The sequence below is a fragment of the Streptomyces sp. NPDC079141 genome, assembly GCF_040686775.1.
In the GTDB taxonomy this organism is placed as follows: Bacteria; Actinomycetota; Actinomycetes; order Streptomycetales; family Streptomycetaceae; genus Streptomyces.
Genome location: NZ_JBFBLP010000012.1, coordinates 57,962 through 76,537, shown reverse-complemented (window position 1 = coordinate 76,537; position 18,576 = coordinate 57,962). Strand labels below are relative to the sequence as shown.

Sequence of the window (18,576 nt, the reverse complement as noted above, 5' to 3'; positions counted from 1 at the left end):
GCCCGTGTCCTGGCTAACGGCCGAAGTTCATGGGGCCGTTGATGTCCCGCGCCTGGACCACCGGGCCGTTGAAGGTGCCCCCGGAGATCTCGTTGTGGGTGTCACCGGCGCCGGTCCGCGCCTCGCTCCACGCCGCCTCCGCGTCCCGCCGCCACGCCTCCAGCGCCTGCGCGAACGCCGGGTCCTGCGAGGCCCGCAGCGCGAGCACCCCCGCCAGCTCCCGGGCCCGCTCGGCGTCGTCCGCCGCACCGTCCAGGGCCGTCAACTCGCCCTCGCCGCCCTCGCCGCGCCTCACCAGACTCCGCAAGGACTCCCAGATCTGCTGCCCCGCGGCACCCACCGTGCCCGAGGCCAGCGCCATCAGAAGTTCGGGTGCGATCTCCACGTACACCCCTCCCCCGTACGTACTGTGCGTCGAGGGTAGGGCAAAGGGGCGCGTCCGGGGAGGAGTTGGGCGGAGAAGCTACGCGGCCGGTACGGCCAGCTCCAGTTCCGCCAGCCGGTGCGGCTCGCCGATGACCTCGACGGCGGTGATCAGACCGTCGTCGAAGGTGAACCGGAGGACCACGCGCAGGCGGCCCGCCTCCATGGACGCGACGCCCAGCCGGCCGTCGACCAGGACGAGGTCCGAGAACCGGGCGCGGCCCGTGGAGGCCAGCGCGGCCTGGGCGACCGTGCGGGCGCCGCCGAGGAAGATCGGCTCGGGGGTGGGGACGACCGCCGGGTCGGCGTGCAGGACGACGTCGGGGTGGAGCAGGGCGAGCAGCGCGTCGAAGTCGCCGCCGCGGGTGGCGGCGAGGTAGGCGCCGACCGCCTCGCGGCGGCGGGGCAGGTCGGCCTCGGGGGCGGGCGCGCCCTTGACCCGGCGGCGGGCCCGGCTGGCGAGCTGGCGGGTGGCCGCCGGGGACTTCTCCAGCAGCAGGCCGATCTCGTCGAACGGCACCTGGAACATGTCGTGCAGCACGAACGCGAGGCGTTCGGCGGGCGAGAGCGTGTCGAGGACGATCAGCAGCGCGAGACCGACCGAGTCGGCGAGCAGCGCCTCCTCCTCGGGTTCGACGGCCGCGGCCGGGGTGCGCTCCGCCGCTTCCAGCGTCTCCTCGCGGCGCGTATCGCGGGACCGGAGCATGTTCAGGCAGACCCGGGCCACGACCGTGGTGAGCCAGGCGGCCGGGTTCTCCACGTCGGAGGTGTCCGCGCGGTCGACCCGCAGCCAGGCGTCCTGGACGGCGTCGTCCGCCTCGATCGGCGAGCCGAGCATCCGGTACGCGACCGCCCGCAGCCTGGGCCGATGCTCCTCGAACTGCCGCGTCAGAAAATCGGGTTCGGGCACCGTGTCACATTCCTTCCGGCCGGCGGGTCACCTCAGTAGATCACTCGATACGCCTCTGAGGGAGAAGCTCATGACCGCGAAGAACACCCCCGCCCCCGCCCCCGTCCTCGTCACCGGCGGCACCGGCACCCTCGGCCGTCTCGTCGTCCCGCTGCTGCGCGCCGCCGGGCACGAGGTGCGGGTCCTGTGCCGGACCGCGCGCGAGAGCGCGGACGGCGTCGAGTACGTGGCCTGCGACCTGCTGAAGGAGAGCCCCGAGGCGGCGCTGGCCGGGGTTGCCACCGTGCTGCACCTGGCGGGCGGGCAGAAGGGCGACGACCTCGCGACCGCCAACCTGGTCCGGGCCGCGCAGGCTGCCGGCGTACGGCACCTGGTGTACATCTCGGTGATCGGCGCGGACACCGTCCCGCTGGCCTGGCTGCGCACCAAGCTGGAGTCGGAGCGGATCATCGCCGAGTCGGGCATCCCGTTCAGCACGCTGCGGGCCGCCCAGTTCCACGACCTGGTGCTGATGATGGCCGAGAAGATGACGAAGCTGCCGGTCGTGCCGGTGCCGGGCGGGCTGCGGATGCAGCCGGTGGACGCCGGGGAGGTGGCGGACCGGCTGGTGGAGCTGGCCCTCGGCGCGCCCGCCGGACGCGTTCCCGACCTCGCGGGACCGGAGGTGCACGCTCTCGGCGACCTGCTCCGCGGCTACCTGGCGGCGAAGGACAGGCGCCGCCCGATGCTGCCGGTCCGCATCCCCGGCAAGGCGGGCCGCGCCTACCGGGCGGGCGCCAACCTGACCCTCGTAGGAGCTGACACGGGCAGGCGGAGCTGGGCGGACTTTCTCAACGGCCGCCTGCTCCCGGCGTGATCAGCCCCGTCTCGTACGCCACCACCACCGCCTGCGCGCGGTCCCGCAGGCGGAGTTTGGACAGGATGCGGGCCACGTGGGTCTTCACGGTGGCCTCGCTGAGGGTGAAGCGGGTGGCGAGTTCGGCGTTGCTCAGGCCCGTGCCGAGGGCCTGGAGGACCTCGACCTCGCGTGGGGTGAGGACGGCCAGGTCGCGGTGGAGGGCCGCGGTGCGGGTGTCCTGGGAGACGAAGCGTTCGACGAGGCGGCGGGTGATGGCCGGGGAGAGCAGCGCGTCGCCGGAGCGGGCGAGACGGACGGCGGCGACGAGGTGTTCGGGGGTGACGTCCTTGAGCAGGAAGCCGCTGGCGCCCGCGGTGAGCGCCGCGTAGACGTAACGGTCCAGGTCGTACGTGGTGAGGATCAGGACGCGCGGCGGGTCGGGGACGACCGTGCCGGAGAGGATGCGGCGCGTGGCCTCCAGGCCGTCCAGGCCCGGCATCCGTACGTCCATCAGGACCAGGTCGGGACGGGTCCGCCGGACCGCCTCCAGGGCCTCCTCGCCATCGGCCGCCTCCGCCACGACGTCGATGCCGTCCGCGGTGAGGATCAGGGAGAAGCCGGTGCGGACGAGGGCCTGGTCGTCGGCGATGACGACGCGTGGTGCGGCGGCCGTGGGCGTCGTCATGGCGCCTCCGCCGGGATCACCGCACGCACCCGGAAGCCCCCCGTGGGCCGGGTGCCCGCCTCCAGGGTGCCGCCGTAGAGGGCGAGGCGTTCGCGCAGGCCGAGGAGGCCGCGGCCGCTGCCGGGTCCTGCCGGGGCTGCGGAGGTGCCCCCGGTGTCGGAGACCTCGACGTGCACGGCGTCCGGGGTGTGCTCGACCGCGACCCGCACACGCGCGCCCGCGGCATGCCGGACGACGTTGGTGAGCGCCTCCTGGACCACGCGGTACGCGGCCAGGTCGACGCCGGGGGCGAGCGGGGCCGGGGTGCCGGTGACGGTGAGGTCGACGGGGACGCCGGTCGCGCGGACGCGGTCGGTGAGCGCGGTGAGCCGGCCCAGGCCCGGCTGGGGGGCGAGATCCGGGTCCACGTCCGGGTCGCGGCCCTCGTCGTCCATGGTCAACAGGCCCATGACATGGCGCAGTTCCGCCATCGCCGTACGGCCGCCCGCCTCCACGGCCAGCAGCGCCTCGCGGGCCCGCTCGGGCGCCGCGTCCATCACCTTGCGGGCCGCGCCCGCCTGGATCACCATCACGCTCACATTGTGGGTGACGACGTCGTGCAACTCACGGGCGATCCGGGCCCGTTCGAGCTCGACGGCGAGGCGGGTGGCGGCCTGCTGCTGTTCCTGGAGGTCGCGGACGCGCTGCTGCCAGGTGTGGATGGCGTTCGCCCCGAGCCCCACCCCGAGCAGCACCACGACCGGCACGAAACCGGGGGTGAAGTAGGGGAAGTACTCCTCGTGGAACACCGCCATCACGACGGCGCCCACCACCAGGCAGGCCAGGGTGTGCAGCCGGTGCGGGCTGTGGATGGCGGCGCTGTACGCGGCGACCACGCACGTCAGGAACGTGTACACGGTCGGCTCGGCCGCTTCGGAGCGCTGGTTGAACAGCAGGGTCAGGGTGAGCACGGACCAGAACACGGCGAGCGGGTAGCGCCGCCGCAGGGCCAGGGGCAGGGCCGTCAGGACGGCCAGGAGGAGCGTGCCGGCGTCCGGGCTCATCGGTCCCGGGGGCGGCAGCGGCGGCACCGGCAGCGGCGGGGCGAAAGGGTCGTCGGGCTGGATCACATTGGGCGCGGCCTTGTCCTGGACCGTGGCGCCGTCCGCCGTACTGGCGGCCAGGACCAGCGCGAGCAGCACGTCCGCCGTCCACATCCACCACGACGGGCGCGGCAGCGCCGCGACACCGGTCCGCCATCGCCGCACGCCCGCCACCCCGTTCATGCGCCCAGTCTGGCAAGCGACCGGCGCCGGTCACATCCCTCCCGCCGCCGACGGGCCGTACATCCGCCGCGTACATCTCAGGGATGACGTGCCGCGCGGGTCCTCCCGCTACGGCAGTCCCGCTCGCCGCCGCGGGCGACGCCCCGGGGCCCGGCCCGCGCCTAGCGTCACGCCGAACCGTCCGTCGTCCGCCGGGAGGCAGCATCATGACCACCACCGCAGGGCCCCTTGTCCATGTCCACGACGTGAGCCGTGCCTACGGGGAAGGGCCCCCGGCGCTCGACGGGGTCAGCCTGAGTGTGCGGGCCGGGGAGGCGGTGGCCGTGCTCGGGCCGTCGGGCAGCGGCAAGTCCACGCTGCTCAATCTGATCGCGGGGCTCGACCGGCCGAGCGGCGGCAGTGTCACCGTGGACGGGCTGCGGGTGGACTCGCTGGGCGAGACCGCGTCGGCGAAGTACCGGCGGGCGCGGATCGGGATGGTGTTCCAGTTCTTCAACCTGCTGGACGACCTGACGGTCGAGGAGAACGTCCTGCTGCCCGCCCAGCTGGCCGGGGTGCCCCGCGCCGAGGCCCGCCGCCGTGCCGCGGACCTGCTGGACCACCTCGGCATCGCCCGGCACGCCGGTGGCCGGCCGGGGCGGCTGTCCGGCGGGGAGCGGCAGCGGGTGGCGGTGGCCCGCGCCCTGATGAACCGTCCCGCGCTGCTGCTGGCCGACGAGCCGACGGGCGCGCTGGACTCCGCCTCCGGGGAGGACGTACGGGAGCTGCTGGCCGCGCTCAACGCGGACGGGCAGACGATCATGCTGGTCACCCATGACCTGGGGCTGGCCGAGGCCTGCGCGACGCGCACCGTCGAGCTGGTGGACGGGCGGGTCGTACGGGACACGGCGGAGGTGCTGCGGTGAGCGCCCTGGGCGGGGTGGTGCGCGCCGGGGTCGGGCGGCACCGGCTCCAGACGACGGTGATGATCCTGACGACGCTCATCGCGGTCACCGCGTCGGTGGTGGCCGCCGGGGTGCTCACGGCGTCCCGGGCGCCGTTCGACCACGCCATGGCCGAGCGGCGCGGGGCCCATCTGACGGCGTGGTTCGACGGCGGCAAGGCCACGGAGTCGCAGCTGGCGGCCACGGCGCGGGCCTCCGGCGTCACCGCGGCGGCCGGCCCCTACCGCACCCTTTCACTGAGCCCGAGCACGGCCTCGGCGTCCGGCGAGCTGCCGGCGGGGGCGAAGCTGCCCGAGCTGACCGTCGTGGGACGGGACCGGGCCGGCGGGCCGGTCGACCGGCTCGACGTCGTCGAGGGGGAGTGGGCCGACCGCCCCGGCGAGATCGTGCTGGCGGAGGGCGAGTCCGCGCTTCCTGTGGGCACCCGGCTGGACTTCCCCGACCTGCCGGACTCCCCGACGCTGACCGTCGTGGGTCTGGCCCGGTCCGTGACCGGCACCGCGGACGCCTGGGTGACGCCCGCGCAGGCCGAGGCGCTCACCACGAAGACCAACTCGCCCGGGTACGAGATGCTCTACCGCTTCCGCGACGCCGGAACGGACGCGGAGGTCTCCGACGGCCGGGCGGCGGTCGAGGCGGCGGCCCCGCAGGGCGCGCTGACCGCGACCCGCTCCCACCTGGCCGTCCGCCAGGAGCAGCTCGCCAACGCGCTGGCCTTCGTGCCGTTCGTGGCCGCGTTCGGGGTGCTCGGCCTGGCACTGTCGGTGCTGATCATCGGGATCGTCGTCAGCGGCACGGTCGGCTCCGCCACCCGCCGCATCGGCATCCTCAAGTCCCTCGGCTTCACCCCGGCCCAGGTCGTCCGGGCCTACGTCGCCCAGGCCCTGGCCCCCGCCGCCATCGGCTGCGTCCTCGGCGTGGCCCTCGGCAACGTCCTCGCCGGGCCGGTCCTCGGCAGCGTCGAGGACGTCTACAACGGGGCTCCGGCAACCGTCCCCTGGTGGGTCGACGTCTCGGCCCCCGCGGTGGCCCTGACCCTGGTCGCCGCGGCCGCGCTGATCCCCGCGCTGCGGGCGGGGCGGCTGCGGACGGTGGAGGCGATCACGGTGGGCAGGGAGCGGGCTGAGGGTTCGTCGGTGGCTGCGGGCCGGCGGGGGCTTCCCGCACATCTCATGAGGCCGCGGCGAAGCCGCAAGCCTCAGGGGCGCGGGGAACTGCGCGAGCAACCACGACGAGACCCGCACCCCGCGACACACCGAACCCTCATCGGCGCTCCCCGGCTGCCCCGCCCGGTAGGGCTCGGCCTCGCCCGCGTCCTCGCCCGGCCCGGGCGGTCGGCGACCACGGGGGCCGCCGTCGTCCTCGCCACCGTGACCGTGACGTTCGCGGTGGGGCTGGGGATGACGCTGGCAGCGGTGCAGACGGAGCGGATGCTGGACTCCGCCGCGCCGGTCGCGGTGGAGACGGGCAGGGGGCACGGGCCCGCCGGGGCCAATGTGGTCGCCGTTCCCGGGCAGCAGCCCGCGCAGGAGGCCGACCCGGCGGACGTCGTCGCCGCGCTGAAGGCCGAGAAGACCACCCGTCGCTACTACAGCACCGCCCAGGGCGAGGCGCGGGCGTCCGGGGTCACGGGCCGGACCGCGGTGCTCGGGTACGACGGCGACACGGCCTGGGCCGCCCCGCCGCTGGTCTCGGGCCGCTGGCTCGACGGGCCCGGCGAGGCCGTGGTCACGGAGCGGTTCCTCGATGCCGCCGGGGTCCGGGTCGGCGACTCCCTGCCCCTCTCCGAGAAGGGCCGCAGCACGACCGTACGCATCGTCGGCGAGGCGTTCTTCACCGAGGACGACGGCATGCTCCTGCTCACCGGGGCCGACACGCTCACCGCCCTGGGCCTGGACGCCGAGCCGAACCGGTACTACGCCCAGCCGGACTCCGGCACGGACACGTCGGCGTACGTGACCGCGCTGAACGAGGCCCTGGACGGCACCGGCGCCTTCGCGCACACCAGTGGCGACAACTCCTCCTCGGTGGTCGCCGCCATGAACGCACTGATCGCCATGCTCACCCTGATGCTGGTCGGCGTCGCGGGCCTGGGCGTCCTCAACACGGTCGTCCTCGACACCCGGGACCGCGTCCACGACCTCGGTGTCTTCAAGTCCCTCGGCATGACACCCCGGCAGACGGTCACCATGGTGCTCACCTCGGTCACCGCCATCGGCCTGCTCGCCGCGGCCGTCGGCGTCCCGCTCGGCGTGGCCCTGCACCACTTCGTCACCCCGCTCATGGGCGACGCCGTCGGCATGAACCTCCCCGACTCCTTCCTCACCGTCTACGGCCCGCTCCCGCTGACCCTGCTCGCCCTCGGCGGCCTGACGATCGCCCTGGCGGGCGCCCTCCTCCCGGCCGGCTGGGCGGCCCGGACGGACACCGCGAGGTCGCTGCGGACGGAGTGAGACCGAGACCGAACGGAAGAAGGGCGCCCCTCGGAAAGGGGCGCCCTTCGACCACGCGCACGTCCTACAGGAACGAGCCACACGCACGTCCTACAGGAACGAGTTGACCTCGATCGTCTCGTCCCGGCCCGGGCCCACGCCGATCGCGGAGATCGGGGCGCCGGACATCTCCTCCAGCGCCTTGACGTAGTTCTGCGCGTTCTTCGGCAGATCGGAGAAGGACTTCGCCTTGGTGATGTCCTCGGACCAGCCCGGGAGCGTCTCGTAGACCGGCTTCGCGTGGTGGAAGTCCGACTGCGAGTACGGCAGCTCCTCGACCCTCTTGCCGTCGATCTCGTAGGCCACACAGACCGGGATCTGCTCCCAGCCGGTGAGGACGTCGAGCTTCGTCAGGAAGAAGTCCGTCAGGCCGTTGACCCGGGTCGCGTACCGCGCGATGACCGCGTCGAACCAGCCGCAGCGGCGGTCACGGCCGGTGGTGACACCCCGCTCGCCGCCGATCCGGCGCAGCGCCTCGCCGTCCGCGTCGAAGAGCTCCGTCGGGAACGGGCCCGCGCCGACACGGGTCGTGTACGCCTTGAGGATGCCGATGACCCGGCTGATCTTCGTCGGGCCGACGCCCGCACCGGTGCACGCGCCACCCGCGGTGGGGTTGGAGGACGTGACGAAGGGATAGGTCCCGTGGTCGATGTCCAGCAGCGTGCCCTGGCCGCCCTCGAACAGGACGACCTTGTCGTCCTCCAGCGCCTGGTTGAGGATCAGCACCGTGTCGGCGACGAACGGCGCGAGCTTGTCGGCGTAGCCCAGCAGCTCCTCCACGACCTGGTCCACGGCGATCGCGCGGCGGTTGTAGAGCTTGGTGAGCAGCTGGTTCTTGACGTCGAGGGCCGCCTCCACCTTCTGGGTGAGGATCGACTCGTCGTACAGGTCCTGCACCCGGATGCCGACGCGGTTGATCTTGTCCGCGTAGGTCGGTCCGATGCCGCGCCCGGTCGTGCCGATCTTCCGCTTACCGAGGAAGCGCTCCGTCACCTTGTCAACGGTGACGTTGTACGGCGTAATGATGTGCGCGTTACCGCTGATGAGAAGTTTCGACGTGTCGACGCCGCGGTCGTTCAGTCCGCTCAGCTCGGAGAGCAGGACAGAGGGGTCGACGACGACACCGTTGCCGATGACCGGGGTGCACCCCGGGGACAGGATTCCGGAAGGGAGGAGATGCAGGGCGTACTTCTGATCGCCCACGACCACCGTGTGGCCGGCGTTGTTGCCGCCCTGGTAGCGCACCACATAGTCCACAGATCCACCGAGCAGGTCGGTGGCCTTTCCCTTGCCTTCGTCACCCCACTGAGCACCGAGCAGCACAAGTGCGGGCACGCGCGTACACCCCTTCCGGGCGGGGCATGTCCAAGGTCAGGGGCGTACGCCGCACTTGACGTGGGTGCGTACACCGGCGACCTTCGTTGGCCGCAACCCGTCGGACCGGATGCCCCGGAATAGACGAAGCCCCTGGCGCAATAGCGCAAGGGGCTCTTGCACAAAGATGCTACCCGAGGAAGCGAGGCATGGCCGAGGTGGCGACTTCCGCGACGTCCGAACAGCTGCTGGTCGTCATCGATCCGATCGCGCGGCGGGCGGACGGAGAGTCCGTACGGATCGCAAAAGACGTGCTCAGCGCGGGTGCCGCGACCAAGGTGTGTCTGCCGGAGGGGCCGGAGGAATTCGCCCGTGCGTTGCAGCGCCGGGGGTCGCGGCGGCCGGTGGTGGTCGGCGACGACCGGACGCTGGTGCGCGCGGTGTCCCTGCTGCACCGGCAGCGGGAGCTGGCCGGATGCGTGCTGTCGATGGTGCCGGTGGGCGGCGTGCTGTCGCTGGCCGGGGCGCTCGGGGTGCCCACGGGCGCGGTGGCGGCGGCGCGCGCCGTCCTGGAGGGCGCCGAGCGGCGCCTGGACCTGCTCGTGGACGACAGCGACGGGGTCGTGCTGGGCGCGCTGCACATCCCGCCGGTGCCCACGGCGGCGACGGCGGACGGGGAGCCGGGGCGCACGCCCTGGCTGCGAACGTACAAGTCCCTGCGCCGCACCCTGGTGCCGGCCCGCCCCGCCCGCGAGACGGTCACCTCCGCCCCCGGCCCCTCCCGGCTGCGGGTCGAGGTCGACGGGGTGACGCTGGTGGACCTGGACCAGCCGGTGCAGGACATCTCGGTGACCCCGAGAGGCTCGGGCACGGCGGCCGTGGAGGTCCACCCGGCCTCGGTCGGCGCGGAAGCGGTCCCCCTGCTGGCCCGCGGCCGCCGCGTCACGGTCTCAGGAGCCGACTTCCGCTACCGCGCGGACGCGGCGGAGGCGGGGCCGGTACGGCGGCGGACCTGGACGGTGTGGGAGGGGGCGCTGGGCCTGACGCTGCCCGCCGGCTGAGGAGCGGGCGGGCAGATCGTCCTCGGCTTACCCGGAGAAGGGCGTGTTGTCCTCGTTGACGCGGCAGATGATCGTCGTCTGCACCTGAGGATCGATGCACGTGATCTTGAACACCGGGCTGAGGAGGCCCGAGAGCGTGGACGCGATGTCGTTCATGTCGCAGTAGTAGCCGCCGTCCTTGGCCTCGCAGGGCGTGGGCGCGGCCGCCGAGGCCGACGGAACCGTGAAACCGCCCAGCGCGAGGCCCAGGACGGGGAGCACCGCGGCCATGCGGGCGTAGGTGCGCTTGCGGGTGGTGCGTGACATGTCGTGCCCTTTCGGAAGATCGTTTCGTGCCGAGGCGGTCAACGATCTTCCCCGTGCGTAGTCACGCGCGGCGGAGCGCCAGGTGTTCAGTCCGCGCTGCCGAACGTCCTGTCCCGGTGGACCCGCCAGCGCTCCATCATCTCCGCGACCTCGACCTCGATGAACTCGAAGAAGGCGAGCGTCTCGGCCATGCGCCGCCCGGCCGGTGTGTCGGGGCCGAGGCTGTGCACGCCCTCCCGCAGGGCAACCTCCCACCGCTTGATGACGGCCTCACGGTTGGTCAGCGCCTCGTACCACTGATCGCCGTGCACCCGGTACCGCTCGCGCCGCGAACCGGGCTCCCGCTCGCGCGAGACCATGTGCGTCTGGGCGAGGTAGCGCACCGCGCCCGAGACCGCCGCCGGACTGATCTGCAACTGCTCGCCCAGCTCGGCGGAGGTGAGCACGCCCTCGTCGGAGGCGAGGAGCGCGACGAAGACCCTGGCGGCCATGCGCTGCATCCCGGCCTCGACGAGCTGCGCCGAGAAGGACTCGACGAACCTCGACACGGCTTCCGTGTCCCGCCCCACCTCGGCTGATTCCGTCATACGCACATCCTAACGACGGTTTTGACGTTTCCTTAACTTCACAAATTTCTGAAAGTAGCGTACGTTCAGAATCATGACGAAGGCAATCACGGTCTCCGGGCTCCACAAGTCGTTCGGCAGGACGCAGGCGCTCGACGGCCTCGACCTGGACGTCCGGACCGGCGAGGTCCACGGCTTCCTCGGCCCCAACGGCGCCGGAAAGTCCACCACCATCCGGGTCCTGCTCGGCCTGCTGCGCGCCGACTCCGGCGCCGCGCAGGTGCTCGGCCGCGACCCCTGGGCGGACGCCGTGGAACTGCACCGGCACCTCGCCTACGTCCCCGGCGACGTCGAGCTGTGGCCCAACCTCACCGGCGGCGAGGCCATCGACCTGCTCGCACGGCTGCGCGGGGGCCTGAACAAGCAGCGCCGGGCCGACCTGATCGAGCGCTTCGACCTGGACCCGACCAAGAAGGGCCGGGCCTACTCCAAGGGCAACCGGCAGAAGGTCGCCATCGTCGCCGCGCTCGCCTCGGACGCCGAGCTGCTGCTGCTCGACGAGCCGACCGCGGGCCTGGACCCGCTCATGGAGGTCGTCTTCCAGGACGTCATCGCCGAGGCCAAGGCCGCGGGCAAGACCGTGCTGCTCTCCAGCCACATCCTGGCCCAGGTGGAGAAGCTCGCCGACCGGGTGAGCATCGTCCGGCTCGGGAAGACCGTGCAGTCCGGCACGCTCAGCGAGATGCGGCACCTGACCCGTACGACGATCGAGGCCGAGACCGAGCGCCCGGCCACCGGCCTGGACGCGCTGCCCGGCATCCACGGCCTCCAGACGCTCGACGGCCGGGTCCGCTTCGCCGTAGACGGCGCCCAGGTCGACGGCGCGGTCCGCAAGCTCACCGAGTTCGGCATCCGCAGCCTGGTCAGCCACCCGCCGACGCTGGAGGAACTCATGCTCCGCCACTACGGCGACGAGCTGGCCGCCAACGGCCACGGAGCCAAGTCATGACCGCCACCGCCCCCGCCGAGGCCCCGGCCCAGGCCGCCCCCGTCACCGGCGGCAACACCCTGACCGGCACCCGCACCCTGATCCGCTTCGCCCTGCGCCGGGACCGCGTACGGCTCCCCGTGTGGATCCTGGCGCTGTTCCTCGGCACGGTCATGACGGCGAACAACTACAAGACGCTGTACGCCGACCCCGAGGACCGCGCGAACGTCGTCGAAACGATGGACAGCCCCGCCGGGCTCGCCATGTCCGGCCCGCGCCACTACCTCGACGACTACAGCTTCGGCTCGATGCTGGGCCACCAGATGCTCGGCTTCACGGCCGTCCTTGTCGGCCTGATGAGCGTGCTGATCATCACCCGGCACACCCGCGCCGAGGAGGAGACCGGCCGCGCCGAACTGGTGCGCTCCACGGTCGTGGGCCGCCACGCCCACCTGGCCGCCGCCCTGTCGGTCGCGGTCCTCGCCAACCTCGCCCTGGCCCTGCTGCTGGCCCTCGGCCTGCCCGGCACGGGCATCGAGGGCATCGACACCGCCGGCTCGCTGCTCTACGGCCTCGACCACGCGGCCGTCGGCATCGTCTTCGCCGCCGTCGCCGCGATCACCGCGCAGATCACCGCCCACACGCGCGGCGCGAGCGGGATGGCCCTCGCGGTCATCGGCGCCGCCTACGTGCTGCGCGCCGCCGGTGACAGCGGCTCCAGCGGCGCGCTGTCCTGGCTGTCCCCGATCGGCTGGGTGCAGCGCACCTACCCGTACGTCGACAACGACTGGTGGCCGCTGCTGCTGTGCCTCGCGCTCGCGGTGGCCTGCGCGGCGACCGGCTTCGTGCTCTCCACCCGGCGGGACGTGGGCGCGGGCCTGCGCCCGGAGAAGCTGGGCAGCCCGGTCGGCTCCGAGGCACTCACCACGCCGCTCGGCTTCGCGCTGCGGCTGCACCGCTCCATGCTGACCGGCTTCGGCGCGGGTCTGTTCCTGATGGGCCTGATGTACGGCTCGATCCTCGGGGACGCCGAGGACATGCTGAAGGACATCGACGAGATCCAGGAGGCCCTGGACCGCATCGGCGGCTCCAGCGTCGCCGAGTCGTTCGCCTCGATGGTGATGGTCGTCATCACGGTCGTAGCGGCCGTGTACGTCGTCATGGCGGCGCAGCGGCCCCGCTCCGAGGAGACCGCCGGCCGCGCCGAGCCGCTGCTCGCCACCGGCCTCTCACGCGGCCGCTGGACCGGCAGCCATCTGGCGGTGGCCATGGGCGGCGGCACGCTCGTCCTGCTGCTGGCCGGGATCGGCTTCGGCGTCTCGGGCGCGGCCTCGACCGGGGACGGCGGGATGTTCCTGAAGCTGGTGGGGGCGGCGGTCGCCTACGCACCGGCCCTGTGGGTGACGGTCGGGGTCACCGTGGTCCTCTTCGGCTGGTTCCCGCGGGCGAGCGCGGCGGCCTGGGTCGTCCCGGTGTACGCCTTCGTCGTCGGCTACCTGGGCCAGATCCTCCAGTTCCCCGACTGGATGAACAACCTCTCCCCCTTCGGCCATGTGCCGCAGCTCCCCGCAGCGGACATGAACTGGACCCCACTGCTCCTCCTGACGCTCGTCGCCGCGGGGCTGGTGTGGCTGGGCCTGGCGGGGTTCCGGCGGCGGGACCTGGAGACGAAGTAGGTTGCGGCTCCGCCCCCTGAACCCCCGGGTTCAGGGGGCGGAGCCCCAGGTGCGGTCACGTCGAGACGCTGAGCCCCTCAAGGCCCCGGATCACGAAGTTCGGCTTCCGCTTCGGCTCCTCCGCGAGCGCCAGCGTCGGGGCCTTCTCCAGCAGTGCCGTCATCGAGGCCGCCAGTTCGATACGGGCCAGCGGGGCGCCGATGCAGTAGTGGATGCCGGCGCTGAAGGAGATGTGCGGGTTCTCGGCACGGGTGAGGTCGAGCGTCTCCGGGGCCCGGAAGACCGCCGGGTCGTGGTTGGCGGACCCGAAGAGCAGGGCGAGTTCCGCACCCCGCGGAACGACGGTCCCGTCGATCTCGATCTCGTCCAGCACCCACCGCTCGAAGAGCTGGAGCGGGGTGTCGTAGCGCATCAGCTCCTCGATCGCGGCCGGGACCAGGGAGTGGTCGGCGCGCAGCGCGGCCAGCTGACCGGGGTTGCGGAACAGGGCGTACCAGCCGTTGACGGTGGCGTTCACGGTCGCCTCGTGGCCCGCGTTCAGCAGCAGCACACAGGTCGAGATCATCTCCTGCTCGGTGAGCCGGTCGCCCTCGTCATGGGCGGCGATCAGGCCCGAGATCAGGTCCTCGCCGGGCTCCTTGCGGCGCTCGGCGATCAGCTCGCGCAGATAGTCGGAGAACTCGACCGAGGCGCGCACCGCCCGGTCCGCCACGTCCTGCGGCGGGTTCAGCTCGTACATTCCGCAGATGTCCGCCGACCAGGGCCGCAGCGGCGCCCGGTCCGGCTCCGGGATGCCCAGCATCTCGGCGATCACCGCGACCGGCAGCGGCTCGGCGACGTCCGCGAGCAGATCCCCGCCGCCCGCCTCGACCAGGCGGTCCACCAGCTCCCCGGCCAGCCGGTCCACGTACGGCCTGAGCTGCTCGACCGTGCGCGGGGTGAACGCCTTCGACACCAGGCGCCGGATCCGGGTGTGGTCCGGCGGCTCCAGGTCGAGCATGCCGTGGTCGTTGAGCGTGTGGAACGGCTCGTGCTCCGCCGGGGGCGTCGTCCGCCCGAAGTCCTCGTGCGTGAACCGGTGCTGGTACGCCCGCCCGAGGCGACGGTCGCGCAGCAGCGCCGAGACGTCGGCGTGGTGCGGAACCAGCCACTGGTTCGTGGGCTCGTAGTACTGCACGCGGCCCCGGGCACGCAGCTCGGCGTAGGCGGGGTACGGGTCGGCGAGGAACGCCGGGTCCCACGGATCGAAGGCTGCCATGAACGGACGCTAGCCCGGCGACCCCTCCCCTGACCAGGGGGTCCGGAATGCCTGATTCCCCCTTTACGATCACGCTCATGTCGATCATGCCGTCGGTTCCTGTCCTGCGGGGCCGCAAGAACACCTCGCTCCGGTTCGACGGATCGGCGCTGATCCTCCAGCGGCGGGACGAGGAGCACCACATACCCCTCGCGGCCGTCGCGCAGGTCCGCTGCGAGCGGCGGGCGGTCGAGGTCGTCCTGACCGCGCCCCACGGCAGCCGGTCGACCGTCCACCGGCTCGACGACGTCAACGAGGTCGCCGCCGGCGCCTTCGCCGGGGCCGTCAACGCCGCCCTGCCCGCCGTGTCCGAACCCGCCGCCGACGGCTCCGCCCTCGTCACCGTCCGGGCCCTGGACGACGAGAGCCGGGAGCTCCGGCTGCGGCGGGCGATCAGGATCGGCTGGCTCGCGCTGATCCTCGCGTTCGCCGGAGAGAGCGTGCTTCTCTCCTACACCGGGGACCCCGAGATGATCATCCTCGTGTGGGTGGGAGGCCTCGTCGGCGCGGTGTCCGTTCACGTGGGGGCGCGTCTCACTCCGTTCGGCACACCGGCCTGGCGGCTGTCCAAGCACGGCATCACGGTGCTGGGCCTGTACGACGGCTACCACGACGGAATGCACGTGTACGCGTTCACCGACCTCAACGGCAAGAAGTACGGATACGCGTCCCAGCGTTACCGCGGCGACCAGGTCGAGGTCGTCTACGACCCCCGCGACCCCTTCAACGGCAATGCGCGGGACCAGCTCGTCGGACGCGGGATCATGCTGCTCCCGCTGATCTTCTTCGGCGGCCTCGGCGGCCTCCTGATCCTCATCAACTTCCTGATGATCCCCGCGGCCCTGTTCGCCTGACCGGAGCCGAGGAGCCCGCCCCGGTCAGCCCGGCGTCACCAGCCGCGCCTCGTACGCGAACACGGCCGCCTGCGTGCGGTCGCGCAGCCCCAACTTCACCAGGATGCGGCTGACATGGGTCTTGATCGTCGACTCGGCGACCACCAGCCGTCCGGCGATCTCCGCGTTCGACAGACCCTGCGCGATGAGCACCAGGACCTCCGTCTCGCGCTCGGTGAGATCGCCGTAGGACGAGTGCGCGGCGGACATCAGCCGCGGGGCGTCGGACAGCTTGGAGAACTCGGTGATCAGCCGGCGGGTGACCGAGGGGGCGAGCAGGGCCTCGCCGGAGGCCACCACCCGTACGCCCTCCGCGAGTTGACGGGCCGAGGCGTCCTTGAGCAGGAACCCCGACGCCCCCGCCCGCAGCGCCTGGTACACGTACTCGTCCAGGTCGAACGTGGTCAGCACCAGCACCTTCGCCGCGCCGTCCGCGGTCACGATCTCCCGGGTCGCCTCGATGCCGTTCAGCTCGGGCATGCGGATGTCCATCAGCACGACGTCCGGGGCGAGTTCACGGACCTTCGCGACCGCCTCGCGGCCGTTGACGGCCTCGCCGACGACCTCGATGTCCGGCATCGCGTTCAGCAGGACCGAGAAGCCCTCGCGCACCATCATCTGGTCGTCCGCGATCAGCACGCGGATGGTCATGCGTCACCCTCGCTCATGGCCGGGACCGGCAGGAACACGGTCACCTCGTAGCCCCCGTCGTCCGCCGCCCCCGCAGTCATCTCGCCGTTCAGCATCGACACCCGCTCACGCATGCCCGTGATGCCGTGCCCGGCGCCGGGCGAGGGCTTCACCAAGGAGGGGTGCGGCAGCGGGCCGTTGACCACGCGCAGACCCAGGCCGCCGAGGACGTAGGAGACCTCCACGCGGGCGGTCGCCCCGGGTGCGTGCCGCAGCGTGTTGCTCAGCGCCTCCTGCACGATCCGGTACGCCGACAGCTCCACGCCCTGCGGCAGTTCGCGCACCGCCCCGGTGACCGCCTTCTCCACGTCCAGACCCGCGTCCCGCACATTGGCCAGCAGGGCGTCCAGATCGGCGAGGGTGGGCTGCGGGGCGTCCGGAGCCTCGTAATCCTCGGCCCGTACGACGCCCAGGACGCGGCGCAGCTCGGTCAGGGCGGCCACGGCGTTCTCCCGGATGGTGGCGAAGGCCCGCTCCAGCTCCTCCGGCGGATTCTCCACCCGATAGGGGGCGGCCTCGGCCTGAATCGCGACGACGGACATGTGATGGGCGACCACGTCGTGCAGCTCGCGGGCGATCGTCGTGCGCTCCTCCAAGAGGGTGCGCTTGGAACGCTCCTGCGCGGTCTCCGTCGCCTGCGCGGTCACCTCCTGCGCGGCCTCGCGGCGAATGTGCCAGAGCGAGACGAGCAGCAGCAGGAACGCGGAGACGACCATCACGGGCCCGGTGTTCGAGCCGTTGTAGTAGTAGTCGGGGCCGAAACCGGCCTCCGCGACCAGCGCGTACGCGCCCGTCAGCAGCCACATCCACGCCGCCGTACGCGGCCTGGTGCGTATGGCCACGATCGTCAGCACCGTCAGATGGCAGACGACCGCGCCGGCCGTCCACGGCCACTCCGACCAGCTGCTGCTCAACACGCTGACGACCGGGGTGGCGGCCATGGACAGCCAGAACGCGCCGACCGGCCGCGCCATGGTCAGCAGCACCGGCGCCGCACTGAACAGGCCGAGCGGCAGCGCCTGGCCGTTGGTGTCGGCGCTCGTGGCGAGCAGCGTGATCAGCGCCGCCACCGTGATCACGGCGTGCGGCGTCCACGCCGCGTACTCCCGCAGCCGGCCGGGCAGCCGACGCGTGAGCGGGCCGTCGACGCCCATCCGGGGCAGCGGGCGGTAGGCGAAGGCGTCGTGGAACAGGTCCTGCCGCAGCCCGCGCAGGGCGTCCACGGCCAGCCGGAACTCCGGGCTGTGGGCTTTGCTGGTCGTCTCGGTCACGTACAGAAAGGTAGGCGGCCCCGGGTCCGGCGTCGTCACCTGTGAGAAGGGTCCTCGGGGATCCGTCTCAGGTACTACGCGTCACCACGCCAGCTGTGCGATCTCCTCCGCGACGACCGCGCAGGCGTCCGCCGCCGGGTCGATCAGCGGGAAGTGGCCGACGTCCTCCAGCAGGGTCAGGCCGACCACCTCGCCCGCCTTCGCCGCCGCGTCCGCGTAGGACTCGACGACCGCCTGCGGGACGTCGATGTCCGTGCGGCCCTGGACGAGGGTGGTGGCGATACCGGTGGGAAGCAGCAGGGCGGGGTCCGTGTACGCCCGCCGCTCGGCGAACCCCTCGTCCCCGCCGAGGAGTTGGCGGGCGGCGCCGCCGCAGACGTCGAGCTTGTCGGCCATGGCGAAGTCGGCGATGGGGGCGAGGGCGACGACGCCCCGCAGGTGGGCGGGGCCGGTGGTGCGCCAGGGGGCGTCGGCGGGCAGCACGTGGCGGGCGGCCGCCCACAGCGCGAGGTGGCCGCCGGCCGAGTGGCCGGTGACCACCGTGCGGCGCGGGTCGGCCTGCGGGAGCGCCTCGCGGACGAGGCCGGGCAGGGCGTCCAGCGCGGCGGCCACGTCGTCGAAGGTGTCCGGCCAGCGGCCCGCCGTGGTGCCCTCGCCGCCGCGGCGGTACTCGATGTTGGCCACGGCGAAACCGCGGCGGGCCAGATAGTCGGCGAACGGGGTGATGTGCGCGCGGTCGTACGGGGCACGCCAGGCACCGCCGTGCAGGACCGCGACGAGCGGGGCGGGACCGCCGGGGCCGGCCTCGGTGCGCGGGGCGTAGAAGTCGATGACCTGGTCGGGGTGGTCGCCGTACGCGGCGGTGGCGTCGGGCGCGACGGGCGGGTGCGAGAAGGCCGACTCCTCCTCGGCGGCGGCCCGGGCAGCGACGACGTCGTCCGGCATGCTCCAACCTCT

General features: G+C 72.7%; 18 protein-coding genes. 7 read left to right on the top strand and 11 right to left on the bottom strand.

Annotation, left to right across the window (positions count from 1 at the left end):
- Positions 1 to 13 precede the first annotated feature (13 nt).
- Positions 14 to 385 (bottom strand): hypothetical protein, encoded by a 372-nt coding sequence (locus AB0Q90_RS28335; RefSeq protein WP_363161092.1) that lies wholly within the window; start codon positions 383 to 385, stop codon positions 14 to 16.
- Positions 386 to 463: 78 nt separating this feature from the next.
- Positions 464 to 1,333: a sigma-70 family RNA polymerase sigma factor gene (locus AB0Q90_RS28330; protein ID WP_363161093.1), complete on the bottom strand. Its 870-nt coding sequence runs from the start codon at positions 1,331 to 1,333 to the stop codon at positions 464 to 466.
- Between the two features lie 70 nt (positions 1,334 to 1,403).
- Here AB0Q90_RS28330 and AB0Q90_RS28325 point away from each other — a divergent pair, with 70 nt between their 5' ends.
- Positions 1,404 to 2,189 carry an NAD(P)H-binding protein gene (locus AB0Q90_RS28325; protein ID WP_363161094.1) on the top strand — a complete coding sequence of 262 codons (786 nt, stop codon included), beginning with the start codon at positions 1,404 to 1,406 and terminating at the stop codon, positions 2,187 to 2,189.
- On the opposite strand, the gene AB0Q90_RS28320 is transcribed toward AB0Q90_RS28325, so the two are convergent.
- Together AB0Q90_RS28320 and AB0Q90_RS28315 are read right to left on the bottom strand one after the other, a co-directional pair.
- On the bottom strand, positions 2,164 to 2,856 hold the full coding sequence (locus AB0Q90_RS28320) for a response regulator transcription factor (RefSeq protein ID WP_363161095.1): 693 nt from the start codon (positions 2,854 to 2,856) through the stop codon (positions 2,164 to 2,166). The two genes, AB0Q90_RS28325 and AB0Q90_RS28320, sit on opposite strands and share 26 nt — an antisense overlap.
- On the bottom strand, positions 2,853 to 4,121 hold the full coding sequence (locus AB0Q90_RS28315) for a sensor histidine kinase (protein ID WP_363161096.1): 1,269 nt from the start codon (positions 4,119 to 4,121) through the stop codon (positions 2,853 to 2,855). Before AB0Q90_RS28315 ends, AB0Q90_RS28320 begins: the two co-directional genes overlap by 4 nt.
- Before the next feature lie 206 nt (positions 4,122 to 4,327).
- Here AB0Q90_RS28315 and AB0Q90_RS28310 point away from each other — a divergent pair, with 206 nt between their 5' ends.
- Positions 4,328 to 5,026, top strand: coding sequence for an ABC transporter ATP-binding protein (locus tag AB0Q90_RS28310; RefSeq protein ID WP_363161097.1), 699 nt, complete (start codon positions 4,328 to 4,330; stop codon positions 5,024 to 5,026).
- Complete coding sequence (locus AB0Q90_RS28305; protein ID WP_363161098.1) at positions 5,023 to 7,518, top strand: FtsX-like permease family protein; 2,496 nt, start codon at positions 5,023 to 5,025, stop codon at positions 7,516 to 7,518. The genes AB0Q90_RS28310 and AB0Q90_RS28305 overlap by 4 nt, the downstream gene beginning before the upstream one ends.
- A gap of 90 nt (positions 7,519 to 7,608) precedes the next feature.
- On the opposite strand, the gene AB0Q90_RS28300 is transcribed toward AB0Q90_RS28305, so the two are convergent.
- A complete protein-coding gene (locus AB0Q90_RS28300) occupies positions 7,609 to 8,892 on the bottom strand; it encodes an adenylosuccinate synthase (protein ID WP_363161099.1) in 1,284 nt (427 codons plus the stop codon).
- Positions 8,893 to 9,080: 188 nt separating this feature from the next.
- On the opposite strand from AB0Q90_RS28300, the gene AB0Q90_RS28295 reads away from it, so the two are divergent.
- Complete coding sequence (locus AB0Q90_RS28295) at positions 9,081 to 9,932, top strand: diacylglycerol kinase (protein WP_363161100.1); 852 nt, start codon at positions 9,081 to 9,083, stop codon at positions 9,930 to 9,932.
- Between the two features lie 27 nt (positions 9,933 to 9,959).
- Here AB0Q90_RS28295 and AB0Q90_RS28290 read toward each other — a convergent pair whose 3' ends face one another.
- Positions 9,960 to 10,238, bottom strand: coding sequence for a hypothetical protein (locus AB0Q90_RS28290; protein ID WP_363161101.1), 279 nt, complete (start codon positions 10,236 to 10,238; stop codon positions 9,960 to 9,962).
- Between the two features lie 86 nt (positions 10,239 to 10,324).
- Entirely contained in the window at positions 10,325 to 10,825 is a 501-nt protein-coding gene (locus tag AB0Q90_RS28285; protein ID WP_363161102.1) for a MarR family transcriptional regulator, read from the bottom strand.
- Positions 10,826 to 10,898: 73 nt separating this feature from the next.
- Between AB0Q90_RS28285 and AB0Q90_RS28280 the strand changes: the two genes are divergently transcribed.
- Entirely contained in the window at positions 10,899 to 11,813 is a 915-nt protein-coding gene (locus AB0Q90_RS28280; RefSeq protein ID WP_363161103.1) for an ABC transporter ATP-binding protein, read from the top strand.
- Positions 11,810 to 13,468, top strand: a complete 1,659-nt coding sequence (locus AB0Q90_RS28275; protein WP_363161104.1) for an ABC transporter permease — start codon at positions 11,810 to 11,812, stop codon at positions 13,466 to 13,468. Before AB0Q90_RS28280 ends, AB0Q90_RS28275 begins: the two co-directional genes overlap by 4 nt.
- 55 nt (positions 13,469 to 13,523) lie before the next feature.
- Here AB0Q90_RS28275 and AB0Q90_RS28270 read toward each other — a convergent pair whose 3' ends face one another.
- Positions 13,524 to 14,726, bottom strand: coding sequence for a cytochrome P450 (locus tag AB0Q90_RS28270; RefSeq protein ID WP_363161105.1), 1,203 nt, complete (start codon positions 14,724 to 14,726; stop codon positions 13,524 to 13,526).
- A gap of 77 nt (positions 14,727 to 14,803) precedes the next feature.
- Here AB0Q90_RS28270 and AB0Q90_RS28265 point away from each other — a divergent pair, with 77 nt between their 5' ends.
- Positions 14,804 to 15,619, top strand: coding sequence for a hypothetical protein (locus tag AB0Q90_RS28265; RefSeq protein ID WP_363161106.1), 816 nt, complete (start codon positions 14,804 to 14,806; stop codon positions 15,617 to 15,619).
- A 24-nt stretch (positions 15,620 to 15,643) separates the two neighbouring features.
- Here the strand turns inward: AB0Q90_RS28265 and AB0Q90_RS28260 are convergent, their stop codons facing one another.
- The 3 genes from AB0Q90_RS28260 to AB0Q90_RS28250 all read right to left on the bottom strand — a co-directional run bounded on the left by AB0Q90_RS28260 (position 15,644) and on the right by AB0Q90_RS28250 (position 18,564).
- Positions 15,644 to 16,309 (bottom strand): response regulator transcription factor, encoded by a 666-nt coding sequence (locus tag AB0Q90_RS28260; protein WP_363161108.1) that lies wholly within the window; start codon positions 16,307 to 16,309, stop codon positions 15,644 to 15,646.
- A complete protein-coding gene (locus AB0Q90_RS28255; RefSeq protein WP_363161175.1) occupies positions 16,306 to 17,625 on the bottom strand; it encodes a histidine kinase in 1,320 nt (439 codons plus the stop codon). Before AB0Q90_RS28255 ends, AB0Q90_RS28260 begins: the two co-directional genes overlap by 4 nt.
- A 75-nt stretch (positions 17,626 to 17,700) precedes the next feature.
- The gene (locus AB0Q90_RS28250; RefSeq protein ID WP_363161109.1) at positions 17,701 to 18,564 is read right to left on the bottom strand and encodes an alpha/beta hydrolase; all 864 of its coding nucleotides are present in this window, start codon (positions 18,562 to 18,564) and stop codon (positions 17,701 to 17,703) included.
- Between the last annotated feature and the right edge of the window lie 12 nt (positions 18,565 to 18,576).

Excerpts from the sequence above, each read along its gene's own strand:
- AB0Q90_RS28295 (WP_363161100.1), top strand. The coding sequence starts at position 9,081 with ATGGCCGAGGTGGCGACTTCCGCGACGTCCGAACAGCTGCTGGTCGTC.
- AB0Q90_RS28315 (WP_363161096.1), bottom strand. The coding sequence starts at position 4,121 with ATGAACGGGGTGGCGGGCGTGCGGCGATGGCGGACCGGTGTCGCGGCG.
- AB0Q90_RS28320 (WP_363161095.1), bottom strand. The coding sequence starts at position 2,856 with ATGACGACGCCCACGGCCGCCGCACCACGCGTCGTCATCGCCGACGAC.
- AB0Q90_RS28275 (WP_363161104.1), top strand. The coding sequence starts at position 11,810 with ATGACCGCCACCGCCCCCGCCGAGGCCCCGGCCCAGGCCGCCCCCGTC.
- AB0Q90_RS28270 (WP_363161105.1), bottom strand. The coding sequence starts at position 14,726 with ATGGCAGCCTTCGATCCGTGGGACCCGGCGTTCCTCGCCGACCCGTAC.
- AB0Q90_RS28325 (WP_363161094.1), top strand. The coding sequence starts at position 1,404 with ATGACCGCGAAGAACACCCCCGCCCCCGCCCCCGTCCTCGTCACCGGC.
- AB0Q90_RS28310 (WP_363161097.1), top strand. The coding sequence starts at position 4,328 with ATGACCACCACCGCAGGGCCCCTTGTCCATGTCCACGACGTGAGCCGT.
- AB0Q90_RS28280 (WP_363161103.1), top strand. The coding sequence starts at position 10,899 with ATGACGAAGGCAATCACGGTCTCCGGGCTCCACAAGTCGTTCGGCAGG.
- AB0Q90_RS28285 (WP_363161102.1), bottom strand. The coding sequence starts at position 10,825 with ATGACGGAATCAGCCGAGGTGGGGCGGGACACGGAAGCCGTGTCGAGG.
- AB0Q90_RS28265 (WP_363161106.1), top strand. The coding sequence starts at position 14,804 with ATGTCGATCATGCCGTCGGTTCCTGTCCTGCGGGGCCGCAAGAACACC.
- AB0Q90_RS28250 (WP_363161109.1), bottom strand. The coding sequence starts at position 18,564 with ATGCCGGACGACGTCGTCGCTGCCCGGGCCGCCGCCGAGGAGGAGTCG.
- AB0Q90_RS28260 (WP_363161108.1), bottom strand. The coding sequence starts at position 16,309 with ATGACCATCCGCGTGCTGATCGCGGACGACCAGATGATGGTGCGCGAG.
- AB0Q90_RS28290 (WP_363161101.1), bottom strand. The coding sequence starts at position 10,238 with ATGTCACGCACCACCCGCAAGCGCACCTACGCCCGCATGGCCGCGGTG.